Source organism: Acinetobacter sp. ANC 3781 (assembly GCF_004331285.1).
GTDB lineage: Bacteria > Pseudomonadota > Gammaproteobacteria > Pseudomonadales > Moraxellaceae > Acinetobacter.
The window spans coordinates 1-21,503 of the sequence record NZ_SJOH01000001.1 but is presented as its reverse complement, the minus strand read 5'-3'; the positions used below and the strand labels follow the sequence as shown (position 1 = coordinate 21,503).

The 21,503-nt window shown below is 40.7% G+C and carries 21 protein-coding genes; 5 read left to right on the top strand and 16 right to left on the bottom strand.

All coding sequences use genetic code 11. The features are described 5' to 3' along the window. Positions 1–17 precede the first annotated feature (17 nt). The 4 genes from glnD to E0H89_RS00085 all read right to left on the bottom strand — a co-directional run bounded on the left by glnD (position 18) and on the right by E0H89_RS00085 (position 5,197). Positions 18–2,684 (bottom strand): [protein-PII] uridylyltransferase, encoded by a 2,667-nt coding sequence (gene glnD, locus E0H89_RS00100; protein WP_131213464.1) that lies wholly within the window; start codon positions 2,682–2,684, stop codon positions 18–20. A gap of 30 nt (positions 2,685–2,714) precedes the next feature. Beyond that, positions 2,715–3,929: a formate-dependent phosphoribosylglycinamide formyltransferase gene (purT, locus tag E0H89_RS00095; RefSeq protein ID WP_171459105.1), complete on the bottom strand. Its 1,215-nt coding sequence runs from the start codon at positions 3,927–3,929 to the stop codon at positions 2,715–2,717. 175 nt (positions 3,930–4,104) lie between these two features. Continuing rightward, a complete protein-coding gene (ygaH, locus tag E0H89_RS00090) occupies positions 4,105–4,452 on the bottom strand; it encodes an L-valine transporter subunit YgaH (RefSeq protein ID WP_131213459.1) in 348 nt (115 codons plus the stop codon). Beyond that, entirely contained in the window at positions 4,442–5,197 is a 756-nt protein-coding gene (locus E0H89_RS00085; protein ID WP_131213457.1) for an AzlC family ABC transporter permease, read from the bottom strand. Before E0H89_RS00085 ends, ygaH begins: the two co-directional genes overlap by 11 nt. A 101-nt stretch (positions 5,198–5,298) precedes the next feature. On the opposite strand from E0H89_RS00085, the gene E0H89_RS00080 reads away from it, so the two are divergent. Next, positions 5,299–5,781 (top strand): hypothetical protein, encoded by a 483-nt coding sequence (locus tag E0H89_RS00080; protein WP_131213455.1) that lies wholly within the window; start codon positions 5,299–5,301, stop codon positions 5,779–5,781. A gap of 254 nt (positions 5,782–6,035) precedes the next feature. After that, positions 6,036–6,182: a hypothetical protein gene (locus tag E0H89_RS16380; RefSeq protein WP_165493986.1), complete on the top strand. Its 147-nt coding sequence runs from the start codon at positions 6,036–6,038 to the stop codon at positions 6,180–6,182. Positions 6,183–6,304: 122 nt separating this feature from the next. On the opposite strand, the gene E0H89_RS00075 is transcribed toward E0H89_RS16380, so the two are convergent. Beyond that, the gene (locus E0H89_RS00075) at positions 6,305–7,006 is read right to left on the bottom strand and encodes a Crp/Fnr family transcriptional regulator (protein WP_502698398.1); all 702 of its coding nucleotides are present in this window, start codon (positions 7,004–7,006) and stop codon (positions 6,305–6,307) included. A gap of 97 nt (positions 7,007–7,103) precedes the next feature. Here E0H89_RS00075 and E0H89_RS00070 point away from each other — a divergent pair, with 97 nt between their 5' ends. Beyond that, the gene (locus tag E0H89_RS00070; protein WP_131213451.1) at positions 7,104–7,637 is read left to right on the top strand and encodes an Mpo1 family 2-hydroxy fatty acid dioxygenase; all 534 of its coding nucleotides are present in this window, start codon (positions 7,104–7,106) and stop codon (positions 7,635–7,637) included. Between the two features lie 74 nt (positions 7,638–7,711). On the opposite strand, the gene E0H89_RS00065 is transcribed toward E0H89_RS00070, so the two are convergent. The 9 genes from E0H89_RS00065 to E0H89_RS00025 form a co-directional block, all read right to left on the bottom strand. Continuing rightward, entirely contained in the window at positions 7,712–8,038 is a 327-nt protein-coding gene (locus E0H89_RS00065; RefSeq protein ID WP_131213449.1) for a hypothetical protein, read from the bottom strand. Positions 8,039–8,555: 517 nt separating this feature from the next. After that, positions 8,556–9,647 (bottom strand): redox-regulated ATPase YchF, encoded by a 1,092-nt coding sequence (ychF, locus tag E0H89_RS00060; RefSeq protein ID WP_131213447.1) that lies wholly within the window; start codon positions 9,645–9,647, stop codon positions 8,556–8,558. A 112-nt stretch (positions 9,648–9,759) separates the two neighbouring features. Further along, entirely contained in the window at positions 9,760–10,419 is a 660-nt protein-coding gene (locus E0H89_RS00055) for a methionine ABC transporter permease (RefSeq protein WP_131213445.1), read from the bottom strand. Further along, the gene (locus tag E0H89_RS00050; RefSeq protein WP_131213443.1) at positions 10,400–11,470 is read right to left on the bottom strand and encodes a methionine ABC transporter ATP-binding protein; all 1,071 of its coding nucleotides are present in this window, start codon (positions 11,468–11,470) and stop codon (positions 10,400–10,402) included. The genes E0H89_RS00055 and E0H89_RS00050 overlap by 20 nt, the downstream gene beginning before the upstream one ends. An 11-nt stretch (positions 11,471–11,481) precedes the next feature. Further along, positions 11,482–12,318 carry a MetQ/NlpA family ABC transporter substrate-binding protein gene (locus tag E0H89_RS00045; RefSeq protein ID WP_131213440.1) on the bottom strand — a complete coding sequence of 279 codons (837 nt, stop codon included), beginning with the start codon at positions 12,316–12,318 and terminating at the stop codon, positions 11,482–11,484. A gap of 4 nt (positions 12,319–12,322) precedes the next feature. Beyond that, positions 12,323–13,153, bottom strand: coding sequence for a MetQ/NlpA family ABC transporter substrate-binding protein (locus E0H89_RS00040; RefSeq protein WP_131213438.1), 831 nt, complete (start codon positions 13,151–13,153; stop codon positions 12,323–12,325). 15 nt (positions 13,154–13,168) lie between these two features. Next, positions 13,169–14,593 carry an LLM class flavin-dependent oxidoreductase gene (locus tag E0H89_RS00035; protein ID WP_131213436.1) on the bottom strand — a complete coding sequence of 475 codons (1,425 nt, stop codon included), beginning with the start codon at positions 14,591–14,593 and terminating at the stop codon, positions 13,169–13,171. After that, positions 14,593–15,816 (bottom strand): SfnB family sulfur acquisition oxidoreductase, encoded by a 1,224-nt coding sequence (locus E0H89_RS00030; RefSeq protein WP_131213434.1) that lies wholly within the window; start codon positions 15,814–15,816, stop codon positions 14,593–14,595. The genes E0H89_RS00035 and E0H89_RS00030 overlap by 1 nt, the downstream gene beginning before the upstream one ends. A gap of 12 nt (positions 15,817–15,828) precedes the next feature. Beyond that, the gene (locus E0H89_RS00025; protein ID WP_131213432.1) at positions 15,829–17,031 is read right to left on the bottom strand and encodes an SfnB family sulfur acquisition oxidoreductase; all 1,203 of its coding nucleotides are present in this window, start codon (positions 17,029–17,031) and stop codon (positions 15,829–15,831) included. A gap of 379 nt (positions 17,032–17,410) precedes the next feature. Between E0H89_RS00025 and E0H89_RS00020 the strand changes: the two genes are divergently transcribed. Then, entirely contained in the window at positions 17,411–18,175 is a 765-nt protein-coding gene (locus E0H89_RS00020; protein WP_131213429.1) for a glutathione S-transferase family protein, read from the top strand. Between the two features lie 871 nt (positions 18,176–19,046). Then, complete coding sequence (locus tag E0H89_RS00015; RefSeq protein WP_131213428.1) at positions 19,047–19,517, top strand: Lrp/AsnC family transcriptional regulator; 471 nt, start codon at positions 19,047–19,049, stop codon at positions 19,515–19,517. A 96-nt stretch (positions 19,518–19,613) separates the two neighbouring features. Here E0H89_RS00015 and E0H89_RS00010 read toward each other — a convergent pair whose 3' ends face one another. Both E0H89_RS00010 and E0H89_RS00005 read right to left on the bottom strand, forming a co-directional pair. Beyond that, positions 19,614–20,363, bottom strand: a complete 750-nt coding sequence (locus tag E0H89_RS00010; protein ID WP_131213427.1) for a YebC/PmpR family DNA-binding transcriptional regulator — start codon at positions 20,361–20,363, stop codon at positions 19,614–19,616. A 114-nt stretch (positions 20,364–20,477) separates the two neighbouring features. Next, positions 20,478–21,059, bottom strand: coding sequence for a 1-acyl-sn-glycerol-3-phosphate acyltransferase (locus E0H89_RS00005; protein WP_131213426.1), 582 nt, complete (start codon positions 21,057–21,059; stop codon positions 20,478–20,480). Between the last annotated feature and the right edge of the window lie 444 nt (positions 21,060–21,503).

Genomic DNA, 21,503 nt, shown 5'->3' with positions numbered 1-21,503 from the left:
ATACCGCTTAATTTAAGTTAATGTTGGCCAGAGACTTGATTCGAGGCTTCATCCAGTGCCAATTTTAATTGAGCAGCAAAAGTTTGAGCTTCTGAATCGGACATGGGAATGCCATCTTTTTTAGTGACAAAGAAAATATCTTCTGCGCGTTCACCCAAGGTCGCAATTCTAGCAGAGTGAATATCCAAACCTTGCATCATAAATAAACCGCCTATTTTGGCAAGCAAGCCCGGATGGTCAAGTGTTGCTATTTCCACCATGTTTTGCTGTAGCGCAGCATTCATGGTGATATCAACAGTATTTTCAATATCAAAATGACGTAACTGGCGTGGAATGCGACGTTGCATTAAACCTGGATATTTATCCGATTGACTGAGTGCTTTGACTAAAGCCTCAATCACGGTTTCTTCACGTTCAGGATCGGTCAGCAAGGTACCAAAACGGTCAAGCACTACATAGGTGTCCAGGCTAAATGCAGTGGATGCCGTAATAATTCGTGCATCTTGAACGTCAAGATTCATCCGGTCAAATACAGCCACTGTAGTGGCAAATAAATTGGGCTGATCTTGCGTGTAAATAAAGATCTGAACCGCATCTTGGGCATATTGACGATGGGCACGCATTAACACCAAAGGTTCAGTATTGTTGCCATGTTGCAAGATGGCACGGGTATGCCAGGCAATTTCATCGGCTGATTCTTTAATGAAATACTCATCGCCAAGTTCCTGCCAAACCGTTTCTACATCGTATAGCGAGAAATCATTGACCAGCAGTTCACTTGCTGCAAATTTGGTGTCCTCAATCAGCATTTGATAATCGACAGGACGCCCCAGACCGGTACGAATTACATCACGGGCATGGGTGTAAAGCTGACGCATTAAGGAAGCACGCCAGGTATTCCAAAGTTTTGGATTGGTCGCGTTAATATCTGCCACCGTCAAGGTATACAGATAATCCAGATGTTCCATATCACCAAGTTTTTCAGCGAAAGCTTGAACCACGTCAGGATCGGAAATATCTTTTTTCTGCGCCGTCATCGACATGAGCAAATGGCTTTGAATCAGCCATGCCACCAGATTGCATTCACGTTCAGTAAAGCCATGTTTGCGACAGAACTTGATTGCATCTTCTGCACCCAATTCACTGTGATCACCGCCACGACCTTTGGCAATGTCATGGAATAGAGCAGCCAAATAAACAATATCGCGACGTGCCAGACGCTGGAACACTGAACTGACCACAGGGAAATTTTTTGCAAATTCAGGCTCTTTAAAGCGGTTTAAATTGCGCAGCAATAATAGGGTGTGCGCATCTACGGTATAAATATGAAACAGGTCATATTGCATCAGGCCCATAATTTGGCCAAATGCAGGAATATAATTGCCTAAAACGCTATATCGCTTCATCGCAACCAAAGTGTCATAAAGACGATGCGGTGAACGAATAATCGCCATAAACAAGGCTTGATGTTGAGGATTATCTCTGTAGTTTTGATCAATACGTTTTGCAGCAAGGATCAGAAGACGCAAGGTACGTGCGCGAATGCCTTCAATTTCAGGGCGATTGGCCAATAAATAGAAAATTTCTAGAATTGCGCTTGGACGTTCTGAGAAAATTTTATGATGCTGTACCGCGAGTTTGCCATCCACCAGTTTGAAGTTTTCATTAATTTCTTCAATTTTGCGTTCATAGTTGGGCAAACGTGGCGTAATCACCGATTCATTAAAGTAAGCCAGCAGCATTTCATTGAGTGTTGAGACTTGCTGCGCGCTACGATAATAACGCTTCATGAATTGTTCGATTGGATAGTTGGGTGGCTGATGTTCTTCACGGGTGTAGCCAAACAGGGCTGCAATGTCGCGTTGGTAATCGAACAACAGACGGTTTTCATCACGCTTGGTTAAGCGGTGTAAATGATGGCGGATTTCCCACAAAAAACTTTCCGCTTCTTCTAATACCCCTAGTTCAAAATCGGAAATAAAACCTAAATGTACCAGATCATAAATGCGATTGACCCGAAAATGGCGTTTTGCAATCCAGCCAATTTGGTTAATATCACGAATACCGCCCGGTGCATTTTTAATATCTGGTTCTAAATTACTTTCAGTATTGTTGTGCTGGGCATGACGTCGTGCCTGCTCATCCATTTTGGCATCAAAAAAGGTTTTATCTGTCCAGGTTTGCGAAACAATACGACGCGGCCATTTGGCTAAATGTTGATTGCCAATAATCAAGCGTGACTCAATCAGGGCAGTGGCTACAGTTAAATCGCTGGTAGCCTGTTCCACACAGTGGGAAATGGTACGTACACTAATGCCCGGTTTAAAATTACCGACATCCCAAAGGGAGGAGATAAAGGTTGAAATCAACTTTTCCTGATCTGGAGTGATTTCATCTTCTGATAAAATCATGATGTCGATATCGGAATAGGGTAACATTTCCCGACGGCCATAACCGCCAACGGCAAATAGTCCCAGATCAGTCTGATCCAGTTCAGCATGCCTCCAGAGGAATTCCAATGCCTCATCAATCAGATTTGATCGGGCCAAAATGATTTCTCGGATTGACTGTCCATTTTCAAAACCTTCCTGAAGCTGATTTTCAACATCGGTGCGCCATTGATTGATCGCCTGAATGTCATGGTTACTTTTAACGTAATTCAACAGCGGAGAGGTATTGATCATGAACAGAGATCCATAAATAAGGTGATACGTTTAGTTTTGCTGAACAATGACTTGAGTCGCCGTATGCAATGCAAGTTCACGTGCTTGATCGGTTGTTTCGGCACGTGCCGTTGCCACACCCATGCGACGACGTTTAAAACCTTCGGGTTTACCAAAAAGCCGTAAATCTGTGTCCGGATTAGATAAAGCAAGATTTAAGCCAGAAAAAGACAGATTGTGATCATCAACACCCGCATAAATAACTGCACTTGCTGCAACGCTATGGCGTGTTGTATTCACAGGCAGGCCTAAAATGGCACGTGCGTGCAGTTCAAATTCGCTCTGGAATTGCGATGCAAGTGTCACAAGCCCCGTATCATGCGGACGTGGTGATACTTCACTAAACCATACTTTATCGCCTTTGACAAACAGTTCGACTCCGAAAATACCGCAACCGCCCAAGGCTGCTGTTACTTTATGTGCAATCCGTTTAGATTCCTCTAAAGCTGCTGGAGTCATAGCTTGAGGCTGCCAGCTTTCGACATAATCGCCAGCATCTTGACGATGTCCGATCGGGTCGCAGTATTGAGTTTCGATTTCACCCGTTTCTGCATTTTTAGCCCGAACTGTCAGTAAGGTAATTTCAAAGTCGAAATCAATTTGTGATTCCACAATGACTTTGCCTTGATTCACACGACCGCCAGTTTGGGCATATTCCCAAGCTGCATCAACCTCATCAAAATTTTTAACCCGCGATTGTCCTTTACCTGAAGAAGACATCACTGGTTTGACGAAATTCGGATAGCCAATATCATCACAAGCCGCGCGGAAAGATTCAATCGAGTCGGCAAAACGATAGGCAGAAGTTGGTAAACCCAGTTCTTCGGCGGCCAAACGGCGGATACCTTCACGGTTCATGGTGAGGTTGACGGCTTTTGCTGATGGAATAACAGTCGCAATATTTTGTTGTTCAATATCAACTAAAACTTCAGTCGCAATGGCTTCAATTTCAGGAATAATGAGGTTGGGTTTAACTTGTTGTATCAGTTGTTTGAGTTGTTCGGCATTTGCCATATTTAAAGTATAAGCATAATGTGCAACTTGCATGGCAGGTGCGTGATCATAACGGTCAGCAGCGTGAACCTCCACGCCGAGACGTTGCAGAGAAATCACCACTTCTTTACCCAACTCTCCTGAACCTAATAGCAAAACTTTAAACGCAGAAGCTTGAAGGGGAGTACCAATAGTCACGCTCATGTAAATCATCCATGCTTGATTTTATGGGCTTTTAGCATAGCAGAACTGATGGGGGTGATAAGCCTGGATTCATATAAAATAATGATATTGTCTAACAATTTTATTTATAAAGTTATTTAAAAAATCTCCCTAAATTCCTCTTTATAAAAGAAGGATCTTGATAGGGAGTTTAGATATCTAGGCTTTAGAAATAAAAAGGCAGGTAGGTATAAATCAAACCATAGGTCACGGCTGCGGTTAAAGTCGCAGGAACAATTTGCTTAAACTTAAAATACAGCCCGGCTAAGGTTAAAAAACCCATCAACATGGCAAAGCTTTTATTTGGTGTTTCCATCAGCGGCGGAAGAGTGGCGACCACTAACATGGAACTAATCGCGGCAATACCAATACTGCCTAAAGCAATTTTGATCCAGACCGAGCCACGTTTTTGTGATTTTTGCTGATGTTTTTGAAGCACATAAAAAGGACCGAAACGTGAAGCAAAATTGGCAATTCCGACAATGATCCCCACCAGAATAATTTCAAGATTCATGAGGCTCTCCAAATTCATCATCATGCTGTTTTAAAATATAGTGCTTAAATAAACCGGCTAAAATACCGGATAAAATTCCAATGAAAATCGCAGCCGATAAATTAATGAAATAACAGGCGATAGCGGACACAATTAAACAAACAGCGACGATAAAAGTATGTTTCTTTTCAAATGCCGCCAGCAGGAAGCTCAAGAACAGGGCAGGAAGCAGGAAATCCAGCGCGGCTTGCAAAAATTGCGGTAAGTGACTGACTTGGTCCGCGAATAAGCCCCCTAAGAACGAACCCAAAGCCCATGATATCCAGCTGAACAGGCTTACCCCCAACATCCAGGACTCAGACCATTCCTGACGACGTTGCGATAGTTTAATCATCCCGGAAGCAAACACTTCATCGGTTAGACCCCACGCCCAAAAGGCTGTCTTTTTTAGGTTTAATTTATCTTGAATCAGGTTTTGAAGGGCTGGACCATAGAGTAGATGACGAATGTCTAAAGCAATCACGGTGAGGGCTGTCATCCAGATGGATGTACCACTACCCAGTAAAGCCACCACTAAAAACTGACTGGCACCAGCATACATAGAGCAGGATAAAAACAGGGCCTCCCAAGGAGTAAAGCCAAATTGTGTTGCAGAAACACCGAAAGCAAAAGAAACAGGAAGATAGGTAAAAATAATGGCTTGACTATCTTTAGCGCCTTGCCAAAAGCCAGCAGCTTGTACTGGAAGGATTTTGTGCTCAGACACGACACACCTAAGGAGAATTAGACAATGAGGGGAAAATGTTGATTGAGTATTCTACCCGAATTCACTAGCATAGTGCCGAAATGTTTGTATAGGCAGCGGATATGTTTGCGTTCAAATCACGTGCAATCGTGATGATTTCTGTACTGTGCAGTATTTTTGCATTGCAGGCTTGTGGTAACTCATCTGAAGAACCGAAACAGAAAGTTGAAATTAAGGCTGCACCCAAGCTCACTAATGATGCGACCAGCTATGCCAATGAAGCCTGGAAATTCATGAATCAGGTTGACGGTTTGGTATATGCAAAACAACTGGACGTACTTGAAGAACAGGTTCGTAAGCCGGCCCGCAAGTTAAGCACCGATTGGCGTATTAATGTCAAAATGACCGATTCTGTGACTGAAGGCAAATATGCCCTATGTCGTAAAGCATTGACCAGTCTGGAAATATGGGCGCGTGAAACAATAGATCAATCCAGTTCGGTTGCACAAAAGCAGACAGATTACGAACGAGATAAGCAACAGTGTAAGGATGCAATTGATAATCCTGAACTTGGAAATACTGACCCGAAAAAGAAAGGGGTTTAATATAGTTAAAACGAGGCAAAGGCCTCGTTTTTTTTCGTTCATTTTTTGAATTTTATTTCTACTTATAGTTTTAAAGAATGAATAAAAGAATAAAATGAAAATACAATAAGTATATAAAATTATCTCCAAGTGATAATTTATTTATAATAATTGGTGTTATTTTATATTTGTTTGGATTAAATTCTAATTTTATTTAACTCTAAAATTATCAGGAGTAAAAAAAATTGTTTCATAAAGTGTTTTTATCAATAAGTATGGCTGTTGTTTTGAGTGCTGTGAGTAATGGGGTAATTGCAGCAGAACAATTACAGTCAATCCAATCTACATCAGAAAGTGAAAATGAAGTTGCGCCTTGTAGCAATGATTTTGATAACGTTAATGTTTGCCAATTACGTTCGTAATGGATTGCTATAAGAATAATAAGTGCGATATTAATCTAGGCCTAATGATGCCTGAATAAGATAAATATTGTAACGGTACTGCCTCTCAATCATTCAGATCTTATTTATATATATTCTGTTATTTAAAAGTCTGAAGATGCATGTGCGATTCGATGCAATTTACCCAGATCAAAAATTTCGATTTTCCGAAAAGAAAGCCGCAAAATACTCTGCTTCTCTAAGTCTTGCAGTTCCTGGTTTACGGTTTGTCGGGAACAGGTCAGCATTTGCGCCAATTGTTCTTGAGATAAATGAATGGTATTTGTTTCAATCATCAAATGATTGCCATAGCCATTTAATATAAAGAGTAAGCGCTGCGCTAAACGTTGCGTGAGGCTTTGCGTCTGAATTGCAATCAGCTCTAAAAAAGCAAAGCGTAACTTTTGACTGGTCAACTGTGCAATGTGATACCAGAACAGAGGATATTGTTGCAGTAAATTTTTTATCGCTGCACTGGGAATGTGTAAGATCAGGCTCTTTTGAGTCGTAATGGCATTGTGGGAGCGGGGCTGGGCATCGACCAGTGATATTTCGCCAAACCACATAATTGGTTCCACAATCGCCGCTACAGATTCTTTACCTTCAATATCGATATAGCCTAAGCGAACCGCGCCTTCTAAAACAGCATAGATGCCATTGAATGAATTTCCTGAACGAAAGATGGCCTGTTCCTTAGCAAAATGCTGTTGAACAGCATGACTGACAATAAATTCCTTGAACATTGAAGGTAATTGTGAAAACCATGCATTATGTTCTAAATGATCAATATAAATGGGTTCTAGCACTTCAATTCCTTTTTTGAAGTCAGTTGTCATTTAGCCGACAACTTTGTCTTGGGTTTTTTTATATAGTGAAAGGATGAGTGTAGCAAGGAAGAATAACATGACCAAATTAGAACAGCTGTTAAGCCAGTATGCAGCGTATCACCTAGATCACAAAAATATTTTGACGCATTTTGTGGGTATTCCTTTAATTGTGTTTGCGATTCTCTGCTTAACTGCAAGAGCAGGGGGGATGCTGTCAGGAATGGAAATCACCTTGGCATTAGTGCTGATAGTAGTCACCAGTATTTACTATTTTAGCCTCGACCGAATTTTTGCTTTAATTATGTTGATCATTCTGATCGCTGCCTATCCCTTGGCTTTGAAAATTGCCCATCTAGAACTCGTAGTTTGGTTAAGCTTAAGTATTGGTATTTTTGTGGTAGGTTGGGTATTTCAGTTTGTGGGACATTTTTATGAGAAGAAAAAGCCTGCTTTTACCGATGATATTATTGGTTTAGCGATTGGGCCCTTATTTGTTTTGGCAGAACTGGTATTTATGCTCGGTTTTCGTAAGGAATTGGAGCAGCGTATGCTTGATCATGCACGTCTATTACGCGCTGAAATGGATGTCAAGACTGTGAATATCACTTAACATGCATAGCTTAAACATAAAAAAGCCGGTTTATTGAACCGGCTTTTTTATGTACCGTTATGAGGCAGGCCGTTTTAATATTTGGATGCCTGTTTTTCAGGGGTTTTGTTTTCGTGCATATTTTCATGCATAGGGGCTTGAGGTGCAGTAGTTTTAGAGGCGGAAGTTGCAGCTTTTTTATCCGTTTTCATCATGTTGTGATCTGAGTTCATCATTTGATGCTCTGCTTTTTTCTCATGATTTGCTGTATGTTTTGGAGCATGGGCAGTTGAAACACATTTACCGCCTTTATGATTTGGACCTGTACCTCCCGTCATGGTGGTGCCTTTAGGGCAAGCAAATGCAGTTGCACTAAGCATAGTGAGGATAGCTGCTGTAAAGATTGTGCTGAGTTTTTTCATTTTCATTATTCTGAAATAAAGGCATTAGTGCCTGTAGATAAATTAGGCAAATTTGATTAGGGATTGAGTTGTAACATGGTTGCTAAACAGCAAGATTTTAGGATGAAATTGTCGGCATATTTTTAGTTTTAAGCTAGCATTAAGCTTATGCGGGATCTGATTAAATCAGAATAAAATAGTGGATTGCGCTTATATTAAATAGCCTAAGTTATTAGGCATTAAAACCATTCATATTAAAAACTGGATCTAATGCAAAATTATAAGGTATCTAATTAACTCTCAAAGTTGAATTAGTCAAAATGGAAAAGTACGGGCGGGTTAGCACTTCTTTTATAAACAATGTTTCGAGGCTTCCTGAACTTTAAACAATCTCCCTATTTAGCCGGAAAAAGAAGGGATATTTCAATGCTCGGATTAAAGCTGCATGTTGTAGGGACTTAAAGGTTTATCTTAAGTCAATTTTAACAATCTAAGAAAATAAAAAAGCCAGCGTAGCGCTGGCTTTTTTGCTGTCGGATTAGACGTTAAAACGGAAGTGTAAAACATCACCGTCTTGAACGATGTAAGTTTTACCTTCTAGACGCCATTTACCAGCTTCTTTTGCGCCAGCTTCGCCGTTGTATTGAATGAAATCATCATAAGCAACACATTCAGCGCGAATAAAGCCTTTTTCAAAGTCAGTGTGAATCACACCGGCCGCTTGAGGTGCAGTCGCGCCAACCTTAACTGTCCATGCACGAACTTCTTGTACACCTGCAGTGAAGTATGTTTGTAAGCCAAGCAGTGAATAGCCTGCACGGATTACCACGTTAAGACCTGGTTCTTCCATACCCATTGCTTCAAGGAATTCAGCACGGTCTTCATCTTCAAGCAAAGAAATTTCTGCTTCAATCTGGTTGCAAAGTGGAACCACAATCGCATTTTCTTCAGCCGCTAATTTTTTAACTGCATCCAGATGTGGATTGTTTTCAAAACCATCTTCAGCCACGTTGGCAATGTACATGGTTGGTTTTAAAGTCATTAAACCAAAACCACGCACCAATTTACGTTCATCATCATCAAGATCAGCTGCACGAGCCGGTTTGCCTTCATCCAGTAATGGTTGGATTTTCTCCAAAATTGCTTTAACAGCAATCGCTTCTTTGTCGCCACTTTTTGCAGATTTTGTTAAACGGGTGATGGCTTTGGCAACGGCTTCAAGGTCAGCCAGTGCAAGTTCTGTGTTGATGGTTGCGATGTCATCTAGCGGATCAATTTTACCATTTACATGAATCACGTTTTCATCTTCAAAACAACGAACCACGTGTGCAATTGCATCGGTTTCACGGATGTTGGCAAGGAACTGGTTACCCAAGCCTTCACCTTTAGAGGCACCTGCAACCAAACCTGCAATATCAACGAATTCCATAGAAGTTGGAATCACGCGTTGTGGTTTTACAATGGCGGTCAATTTGTCTAAACGTGGATCAGGTACAGGAACAATACCGGTGTTTGGTTCAATGGTACAGAACGGGAAGTTTTCTGCAGCAATCGCAGCTTTAGTCAATGCATTGAAAAGTGTAGATTTACCAACGTTCGGCAAGCCGACAATACCGCAATTAAAACCCATGTAATGACTCACAAAGTATACTTTAAAAATTGTGGCTGATTTTACATGAAAGCCACCACAAAGTCAGGTCATGGCTTTCATGTTTATTGAAAACAACTGAAATGTATATCCTTTAAATTTTACGTTTGTCCAGTTGGTTGGCAAGGGTGTCGCCCGTTGTTTGAATGAGCATGACTAAAACAATCAGTACAACAATAACGGCAAGCATGATTTGCATATCAAAACGCTGATAACCATAACGGTAAGCAATATCTCCCAAACCGCCTGCGCCAATAGCACCAGCAATTGCGGATGAGTTGATCATGGTAACTAAAGTGACGGTAAATCCTGCCACAATACCGGGTAGCGCTTCTGGAAGCAGTACATGCCAGACAATCTGTTTGCGGTTACAGCCCATGGCTTGTGCAGCCTCGATCAAGCCCTGATCGACTTCACGCAAACTGACTTCCGCAATACGTGCAAAGAAAGGTGTTGCAGCTAAGGTCAAGGGAACAACGGCTGCCCATACCCCATAACTGGTGCCAACGATAAGTCGAGTCAATGGAATCAGTGCGACCATTAAAATCAGGAAGGGAATGGAGCGGGTAATATTTACGATCCATCCCAAAGACTGATTAATGCTTTTCGAAGGATAAATACCGTATTCCGAAGTATTGACCAAAATCACGGCCATCGGCAGACCAATCAGCAAGGCAAAAAATGCTGAAACCCCGACCATCACTAAAGTATCGATGGTGCCAGTAATCAACAGATCAATGAGTTGGTCGTGCATAGCCCAATACCTCTAGATGCGCAATCTGGTTTTTTAATTGTTGCGTGAGTTGCTGGAGATCAATATCTAGATCAGCTATACCAACGATTAACGTACCGACTAAATGATTTTGTATGGTATCAATATGACTTTGATAGAGATGTACCGAATGCCCAAAGCGATTTAAAATTTGTGCAAGATCAGGAGAATGTCTAGCTTCACTGGCATATTTCAGTTTTAAAATGGTATGTGAAGCCGCATTGTCCTTTTCTGGATAAACGGTAAATGGCAAATTCAGTTGTTCCAGATTGAGTAGCTCTTGGGTAATCGGCTGTTCTGGATTAGAAAACACAGACCAGACTTGCCCAGACTCTACAATTTCGCCTTTCTCAATTACCACCACCTGATCGCAGATTTCACGGATCACCTGCATTTCATGGGTAATCAACACAATGGTAATTCCCAGTTTCTGATTGATTTCTTTGAGCAGGGAAAGCACAACCGAGGTACTTTCAGGATCGAGTGCAGAAGTCGCTTCATCGCAGAGTAAAATTTCAGGATGACTAACCAAAGCACGGGCAATCCCGACACGCTGTTTTTGCCCACCCGAAAGCTGTGACGGATAATGTTGCGCCTTATCGCTCAGCCCGACCAGTTCCAGCACTTCATTGACGCGCTGTTGAATGTCCGCCTTATTAAAGTTGGAAATTTTCAAAGGCAGGGCGACATTTTCCCAAACGGTTTTTGCCGACATTAAATTGAAATGCTGGAAAATCATGCCAATTTTTTGGCGCAACTGAATTAAATCCTGATGACTTAAGGTGGCTATTTCCTGTTGATGAATATGAATATTGCCTTCATTGGCCTGTTCCAATCCATTTAGGGTACGAAGCAGCGAGGATTTGCCTGCACCACTTTTACCAATAATGCCCAGAATCTTGCCTTGTGGAATATCTAGATTAATATTCTTTAAGGCATGTACCTGTTTGTCCTGTACATCATAAAATTTATTCAAGTGCCGGATTTGAATATGCGGCACGGAAAAATCGATTTGTGAACCGAAACTCACCATGGTTATTCTCCTTATTTCCAGCCTTCAAACCACATGCCTTGGCCAAAATCTTCATTCAAAATTTCGCGAACTTTGGCAGAGTTTTGAAAGGCTTGGACAAAAGTCGCCAGTTTTTGGTCTTGATCCGGGTAGTCTTTACGCGTCACAAATAAAATGGCGTATTTTTTATCCACTGGGTCGACAATTAGGGCTGAATTTGGGTCAGCGACTTTGGCCATTTTTAAATAATGCGGGAAGCCCATAATCAGGTCAGCTTCGTTATACGCATGCGCTGTTTGTGGACCTTCAACTTCAATTAACTTGAGCTGTTTCGGGTTGCTGGTGATGTCCTGCAATGTAGTCAATTCATTGTTGATATCTTTTACAGTAAGCAAACCTGCACGAGCCAATAGCGTCAAGCCACGGGATAAGTTCACAGGATCATTCGGCACCACTACTTTGGCTTGATCTGGAATTTGATTAAGCGAACGATATTTTTTGGAATATAAACCGACATGACTGCCAGAACCTTTGCCAAAGGCATACAGGTTATAACCCGTTTCACGTACGGCATTGGCCAGAAACACACTCTGCTGAAAGAAGTTGGCATCAATATCGCCGTTCTGAACCGCAACATTGGGTGCTTGCCAGTCTGAAAACTCGATCAGTTCGACATTAATACCTTGGGCTTTAACATCGTCAGCCACACTTCTTAAAAGTTCAGCATAGGGTGGGCTAATACCTATTTTAAGGGTGCTGCTGTTTTTATCGCTATTGATCCAGCGATAGCCTGTCAACCCGACCACAAGTGCAATCACTACTGCTGCGATGACCCAAAGTTTGGTATTGTTTTTAACTGTATTTGACATGATCTTATTTCCAGCCCGGGAACCAGAGTTTGGCACCAAAATCGGTATCTAAAGCTTGTTTCACTTTTGCAGAGTTCTGATAGATATCAACAAACTTTTTCAGCTTGTCATTTTTATCTTCATAGTCATCACGCACGGCAAACAGGATGGCATAGCGTGTGTCAGTGTTAGAGTCAAATAACAAGGCTTGTTCCGGATCAGCCGTTTTCGCCAGACGTAAGTAATGCGGGTAGCCAAAAGCCAGATCGACATCATCAATGGCACGTGCGGTTTGTGGGCCTTCCACTTCTACAAACTGTAATTTTTTAGGGTTGGCCGCAATGTCTTTCAGGCTAGATAAATAGTTTTCAGGATCTTTAAGGGTAATCAGTCTTGCCTGTTGTAAAAGTAATAATGCACGGCCCTGATTCACTGGATCATTGGGAACGACCACTTTGGCATTGTCTTTTAATTCATCAAAGCTTTTGATTTTCTTTGAATACAAACCCACATGCGTTGCAGCTCCTTTAGCGAATGCCTTGATCTTAAAGTCGGTTTTCTTTTTCGCGTTATCCAGAAAAGGCTGATGCTGAAAGAAATTGGCATCAATATCGCCATGATTCAGGGTGATATTCGGTGTGTTCCAGTCAGAGAATTCTACCAGTTTCACATTTACGCCTTGTTGTTTGGCCTCATCAGCTGCGACCTGTAACGGTTTGGCAAAGGAGGGACTGATCCCAATCACTAGTTCATCAGGAACAGATTTTTTTTGTTGATTCCAGACTGCCAGTCCAATAATTACGGCGGCAATAATCACCCCAATAATGGTGAATTTGGTTTTCGCTGTTTGTGCCATGTTGCACCTCAAAATTTATGCGGATTGTTTTTGCTTTAAGTTAGAGTTCGAAGTTGAGGCGGAGCTTTGACATCGAAATTGCTGAACAGGATGTGAGGCAGACAGTCGGTCGCCTTGATTAAAGAGTTTGTGTCTTAAACTGCCGTGTTCATATGCGGTTTTATAACGGTCACGCTGTTGTAATTCAGGAATCACCAGTCGGACAAAATCATAGTGCGATTCAGGGGCAACGGTACGGGTCAGGTTAAAACCATCGATTCCTGTTGCATCCAGCAGTTGAATCAACTTTTCAGCGACAGTCGTACCGCTGCCGACAATTAAGGGATAACGTCCACCAAGTACATGCTGCGCTTTTAAATCATTTTTAGTGATTTTCTGTTCTTTAAACTTATTGTTCACTGAAGCAATGCTGTTGGTCTTTTGATAGGGAATGGCTTCGTCATCGGCAAATTTAGATAAATCAATACCGACTGAACTAGAAAAATGGGCAAGACCCGCTTCAGGACTGGCATAAGCAATATATTCATCCAGTTTTTGCTGAGCCAATTGATCAGTTTCAGCAGTCACCACGGTAATGCCGACAAAAATTTTAATTGCTTCAGGATCACGTCCTTGATCGGTGGCTTGCTGACGAATTTGATCGACCTGTTTTTTGATTTTTTCCGGTTGATCGCCCCCAATGAACATGCCTTCTGCATGCTGAGTCGCAAAAGCTAAACCATGAGGAGACGCGCCCGCCTGAAATAAAACAGGGGTACGTTGAATCGATGGTGAAACCTGAAACACACCCTGACTTTGGTAAAACTGACCTTGATGCTGAACTGGATGAACTTTAGCGGGATCGGTAAAAATACGATTCTGTTTATCTTTTAAGATGGCATCGTTTTCCCAGGAACCTTCCCAGAATTTATAGCAAAGCTGTAAAAACTCTTCGGCTTGCGCATAGCGCAGATCATGGTCTTTCAAGCCTTTTTCACCAATCAGGCGTTGTGCGCTGTCTAAGTAACCGGTGACAATATTCCAGCCGATACGGCCATGGGTCAGGTGATCTAAACTCGCAAAACGGCGGGCAAATTGATAGGGTGATTCATAGCTTAAATTCACCGTAATACCAAAACCTAGATTTTGTGTCACGGCAGCCATAGCTGAGACCAGGGTAGAGGGATCATGGCTCGGCAGCTGAATTGATTCTTTTAAAGTCAAATCAATGTCATTTTGATAGACATCATAAACCCCGGTAATGTCAGCAATGAATAAGCCATCAAACAGACCCTGTTCTAGGGTTTGAGCCAAATCCGTCCAGTAACTGAGTTCATTAAAACGATGTGACTCATCACGTGGATGGGTCCATAAACCGTGGTTGATATGCCCGACACAGTTCATGTCAAAGGCATTGAGCAGAATTTTTTTTGCTGTATTTGGCGTTGAGGTTGTTGTCATTACAATGTCCCCCGACGTGGCGGTAATACACCGTTTAACACATGATTGGCTATGAAATAGTATTTCCATCGAGAGGCATCATGCAGGGTATGTACACGGGCATTGCGCCAAAAACGGTCCAGCCCATCTTCACGCTGGCTGCCACGACTGCCTGCCAGTTCAATCAATTTTGACGATGCTTTCAATGCAGTTTCAGTACTGTGTGCACGCACCTTTGCGACATCGATTGAAGCTTTAGCAATATTTTCAACGGTCGGTTGTGGCTTGGCAGCGTCAATAGAACGTGCTGCCTGTTTCAGTAACACTTCAGAGGCACGCACATCGGCAACAATACGACCCAGTTCAAACAGGGTGAGCGGATCATCAGTGGCTTTGTCTACACCTGAATCAATCCATGGGCGCGCTTGACGCACACGAATCAGGGTTTCTTCAAATGCTGCACGGGCAATTCCGGTTTCAATAGAAGCATGCATCAATTGGGCAAACGGGCCGGAAATGGTCGGCTTTAAATAGGCAGTATCAAATGGAATAACATCTTCCGCTTCTACAAAAACATTACTAAATTTAACGGTGCCGCTGCCGGTGGTACGTTGTCCAAAACCCGACCAATCATCTACTAATTCTAGGTCTTGACTTTGACGCGGAATAAAAGCCAGAAATTCACGGCCCTGTTCGTCTTTCACCAATGTGGGAATGCGATGAGCAAATAAACTGCCAGTGCAATAAAACTTTTCACCATTGACCAAAAAACCGTGTTCAGTACGGCTAATGGCAGTTTGCTTTTGTGCAGCAGTTTTGGTTTTAAATTCGGCCAAGGCATTGCCAAAACGGGCACCTTTTAACACTTCGGCATAGAGTTTTTGTTTTTGTTGTTCTGTGCCGGTATTGCGTAAAATTTCCAGTCCATAAAAATGATTTTGCGGAATCTGACCAATTGAACCATCGACACCACTCATTAAGGCGATGACTTGAGCCACGGTATAGCTTGAAACCTCTGCACCACCATATTGCTTGGGTACGGTAATCGCCCATAAGCCGGATTGGCTGTACGCCTCAATTTGTTCAAAAGGCAGAATTCGCTCAGCATCACGTTGTACAGCATTCTGTTTAAACTGTTCTGCTAAAGCACGTGCAATTTCCAGTGCTTCAGCATCAGACTGAATAATATGTGCATGCGCCAACTGTTGTGATTGAGACTGGTTAAGTTCTTGATATGAAGTCATGTTTATTATTCCTTAAATCCAGGCGTGACGGGCAGGGAGTTGATGATTGAGGTAATAATTCCCAAGCGCATGCAATTTCCATCGCACGGGATCATGTAAGGTATGCACACGGGCATTGCGCCAATGTTGATCGAGGTTGTGCTGACTCAGACTAGAACGGCTGCCACCAAGTTCCAGTAATTTTTCAGAAATGTGCAGTGCAGCATCATTGGCATAGATTTTTGCTTCAGCGACTAAAATAGAGGCTTTTGCTGCTTGTTCATCCGTTACGGAATCGAGTTGATCCAGTTCATCTAAATACTCAGCCGCTTCATCCAGTAACAAGATGGCAGCATCCAGTAATACGTTCGATTTACCGACTTCTTGCAAGGTGTAATGTTCAAAACTGGCTTTTTCAACTTGTGCATCGACAATCGGACGTGCTTTTTGTACTGCCGTTAAGGTGTCCGCAAACGCAGCTTCTGCAATACCGACATCAATTGCAACTTGCATCAGCTGAGAATAAGCACCCCGATAAGATGGTTGCGCTGATAATTTACGTTCATCAAAAATCAGTAAGGGATCGACTTCAACATGGTCGAGTTTGACCGTGCCACTTGAAGTGGTACGCTGACCAAAGCCATTCCAGTTATCAACAACTTCAACACCGGCAGCATCACGATTCACAATGGTTAAAACCACATGACCTTCTGGATGAATGGCTTTAATCGCCAACCAGTGGGCAAAACTACTACCGGTCGAATAAAACTTTTCACCGTCTACAAAGTAATGACCATCTTCAAGGGTTAACAGCGTATTTAAGGTTTTACTGTCTTTGGTATGACGTTCCGGGCCGCCATTGGCCAAGCGTTTGCCTTGTAAAATTTCTTGATAAATAAACTGTTTTTGCTGCTCTGTCCCCATAATCTGGATCATATTCAATAAGGCAATCTGGTTTTGCGGAATTTGTCCCACACTGGAATCCGCTTTATTGAGAATACGAAATACATGTGCCAAGGTTTTATTGGAAACGAATGCACCACCAAATTGTTTTGGTATTCGAATGCCACCTAAGCCTTTCTGACTGAATAAATCAATTTCAGCAAAAGGCAAGAAGCGTTGTTGATCACGGTCATTGCGACCTTCCAATGCAAAATCTGCGACATGATAAGCAGCATGAATGGCTTCAAGATCGTTTTCAATTACATGAATATTTTCTGAAATTAAACGAGACATAATGACACCTTAAATCGATATCAAAACGCTACAAGTAAGTAGCTTTAAAATTAAGTAATTGCTTTAGCAAAGCTTATGAAAAATGATCTTTAGGATAAAAAATGATAGTTTTTGAATGAATTCGAATATGTTAAGTATTTAAAAATCTTCATAAATTAAATTTATTAAGTTTTTTATTTAAAGTTTTTTTAGTGGTTTATCTGCTTTAAAGATAATCAAGACAAAAAAATGTATAAAAATAAAGGGGCTAGCGTTAAAGATTAAACGGCTATTTTTGAATAAAAAGTACATTGTATTTCTAAGATAGGATGTCTAAAGTATCCGACCAAGGGCGCTGGTTTTTTATAGCCAGAGCTAAAAAAACAACTGTGGAGATTTTATGCGAATTTTATACCAGTTTCCTTTATCTCATTTTTGTGAGAAAGCTCGCTGGTTGCTCGATCATAAAGAATTAGATTATATTGCCCATAATCTGATCCCAGGTGTGCATCGTGCATTTGCACAATTAAAAACAGGGCAAAACCGTTTACCCATTTTACGTGACCAAGACCGCTGGATTGCGGATTCGACTGAAATTGCACTGTATTTAGATGAAGTCTATCCAGAACATTCTTTGCTACGTGCTGATTTGCAACAGCGTGAGCTAGCTTTAGAAATTAATCATCAAGCCACAGAGTTGGGGATGCATGTGCGTCGCTGGGGCTTGGCGCATACTTTGACTGAAAGCGAGGAATCTCTCGATATTCTGATTGGTGAAAAAGGCTATTTACGCCAATTTGAAAAATATTCAAAACCAATTATCAAAGCATTGTTGTCTAAAGGTTATCAGCTTAATTCAGATAAAGTGGCAGAGTCTAAACAGCGCATGGATGATTTGGTTGAACTTCTGAATCAGCGCTTAATTGAAAATCATGGACGTTATTTTGTCGGTGAGCGTTTAGGTTTGGCTGATATTGCTGTCTGTTCAATGCTTGCACCACTTTTGGAAATCCCGGGTACGCCTTGGGAAAAAGAGCATGGTGAAGATTTGTCTGAAGAATTTAAAAAATATAAAGAGACTTTAACTGAATTGCCGATCGGGCAATATGTACTGCGGATTTATCAAACCGAACGCAATGCTCGCGTAGACTGGCGTGGTATTTAAAACGTAATTCAGAGGAATATACACTCTATAGTGTGTATTTTTATGCTTACTCAGTGACTTACCAAATCCCACTTAACCAAATGCAATCGGCTGACCGAGTTCTAAATTGGGTGTTAATGTTGGTAAAGATGATGCATCCTAACTCGGTCGTGTGCTGCTACCCAAAATTTTGCGAATTGAATTTGTAATACTTTGAATCCCTTCGACGATGCTGCCGAAATCAAAACTGTTTTAAAGCAGATGAAATATCTTCTATACCGCCAAAATTTAGCTTGTTGTCATTATTGAAATTACTTAATACTCAGCTTAAGTCTATAGCATTGAAGTCGCATTCACTTAGACTGCCAAGGTCAGTTCGTGAGGGCAGAAATGTCGATATGGTTACTAATTAAGCCGCTTAGTGAAGTTTTTGTTTGCGTTTCCGCAGTTACACAGGACCCAGGTTGGTTTTTATGAGGCTTAGAAATTTAGAAGCTGTACCCCTTGCTTGTGTAATATATGTTTTTAAAAATGCGCTATTTTTATTTTTACTAGGACGCTTCTCTTTCAATCTATTTTTATACAGCTGTAGAAGATAGCTGGTGGTCGTGTTTTCGATACTCGAATTGATCAGTTTTATCTTAAAGTTAGTCCTGAATTCAAAGCATTTAAAAATAAAGATTTAATAGACATTACCATGGGGCATTTTTTTATAATTAAATGACCCATAGTCATCTAACTCAGCATGAATCAAAATTTTCTTTATGAATGAATTTGGTCTTTGGAAAATATTTTCATAATATTAAAAATTTATGAAAAATAAGTGATTATTGTATAGTAAGTATAGGGTAGTATTTTACGTATTTATTGGATATTGAGAAAGAGTATAAAAATGGAACTGGATCGTTTTGATAAACAAATTCTGGAAATTTTGAATCAGGAAGATGCGAATTTAAATGAACTTTCAGAACGGATTAATCTTTCTGTAAGCTCTGTGCATCGAAGGATTAAGCATTTGATTGAAGCCAATATCATGACGCATTTAAAGCGTGATATTAACTATGCCAAGTTGGGTTTTAGCCTGCATGTTTTACTACAGGTATCTTTAAATAAACATGACACCGATACTTTCGCTAAGTTTTTAGAGGAACTGGAAAATATTCCTGAAGTAATTAATGCCTTTTTAGTCACAGGTCAATCTGCCGATTTTATTGTCGAAGTGGTCGCAAAAGATATGGAAAATTACAGTGAAATTCTTTTAAAACGTATTGGTAAAATTGAGCATGTGGTGGCATTGCATTCGAGCTTTGTGATTAAAGAATATAATGTGTTGAACTGTAGCGGCTTACTCAATCGGGTATGAGGCGAAAATTTATTTTTATATTGGAACAATGATTATTTGTTTTTTTTAAGCTTATAAAAAACGCACCATGCGGTGCGTTTTAGATTAGAAAAGATATTAGCCTTCAAGTTGCTCTAATACTTCATCTGAAAATTCTACGTTAGTATAAACGTTTTGAACATCATCAAGATCTTCAAACATATCAATCATTTTCAAAATCATTTTGGCTTGATCGACGTCTGTAATTTCAGCTTTAGTTGATGGACTCATCACAACTTCAGCGTTGTCAGATTTTAAACCTGCCTCAGATAAAGCATCCTGTACGTCACCAAAGCTTTCAGGGGTCGTAATAACTAAGATTTGATCTTCATCAACTTCAATATCTTCAGCACCAGCTTCTAAAGCCACGTCCATGATTTTATCTTCTAAAGAAACGTCTTCAAAAGTAATTTCACCACGTTTGGTAAATAGATAAGCCACTGAACCTGCTGTACCTAAGTTACCATTGGTTTTAGAGAAGCAATGACGAACGTCAGGTACAGTACGGTTTAAATTGTCTGTCATTGTCTCGACTAGAACAGCTACACCACCCACACCATACCCTTCGTAAGTGACTTCTTTTAAGTCATCGTTATCTTCGCCACCCGCACCACGTTGAACAGCACGGTTGATCACATCACGTGTCATATTTACAGACAATGCCTTTTCGACAACAGCACGTAGACGAGGGTTACTTCCCACATCGGGACCGCCGAGTTTTGCAGCTGTGGTTAATTCACGAATGTATTTGGTAAAAACTTTACCACGGCTCGCATCTTGTTTTGCTTTGCGATGCTTGATATTGGCCCACTTGGAATGACCCGCCATGCGAAATATGCTCCTTGTAGATTGGCTTTATGCCTAATCGAATGTGTCAAATTCTACCATAAGCCCTTTTTTCTTAGAAAGGGCTAGGTTTTGAGTTTTTTAAACAAATGTCACTTAGATCTTATCTTCAGTAATTTTTTTAGGTTCTGGAATAACAATATCCAGACCTACCTTATCTTTATAGAGTTGTTTAAGTAAAGCTAAGTCATGGTTGATTTCAGTCGGGTATATTTTTCCTAAAATGCCACCTTGCTTGGTATTTGAATTGGCATACATTAAAACGATAGGAACACCAGCTGCTTTGGCAATATGCCAGAAACCTGTACGTATCGGTCTTCTTGTTTCACCAGTTTTGGCACGCGTGGCTTCAGGTGCAATCACCAGATTGAATTTTTCATTTTGCTGAAAATGTTCAACCATAACAGACACGATATCCTTATTGGATTTACGATCGACTGCAATACCGCCAATGGCTTCTAATAACGGTTTCATCGGACCCTTAAATAATTCTCTTTTAATCAAGGTATGAATTTTCATATCATAAATCTGAAAGAGGGCAAGGGAAAGAACTGCATCCATCATCGAAGTATGTTCAAAGCCTACAATGACCTGTTTATTCTCAAGTACATCGGGTTCAACATGATAGGTCCATCCCGCAAGTTTAAATGCGGATTCACCAAGTAATTTTTTTAACATAGGAGGAAATTAGACAATTCGAAAGTCAGCTAATTTCTGCTTGTTCGTATTTATAGTCAAGAGGATATGTGTTGAAAATGAACAAATAAATACAGATGAATATAGTTTTAAAAATGCATGTATTAATTGTTTTTATATATAAACAGACCTTAATAAATATTTTAAAAATATTACTTAATATAAATTAAGTCTTAATAATGAGTTAAAATGACTATTCAGATCAAAAAATAACTATTAGACTTTTGTCGAAGATATAAGTTTCTGAACAGAGGGTTGAACTTCGCTTCTGTTTAATAAGGATTGAAAAGAATGATGTATTTTTCGACTTTTTTATTGGCGTTCGGGTTGTTTACGCTGGTTATTGTGTGGTCTTTAATCGAAATTCTTCTAGAATCCCGTAAAGAAGGCAGTTTTGGTTCTTAAGTAGGTTGCTAATCTAATGTT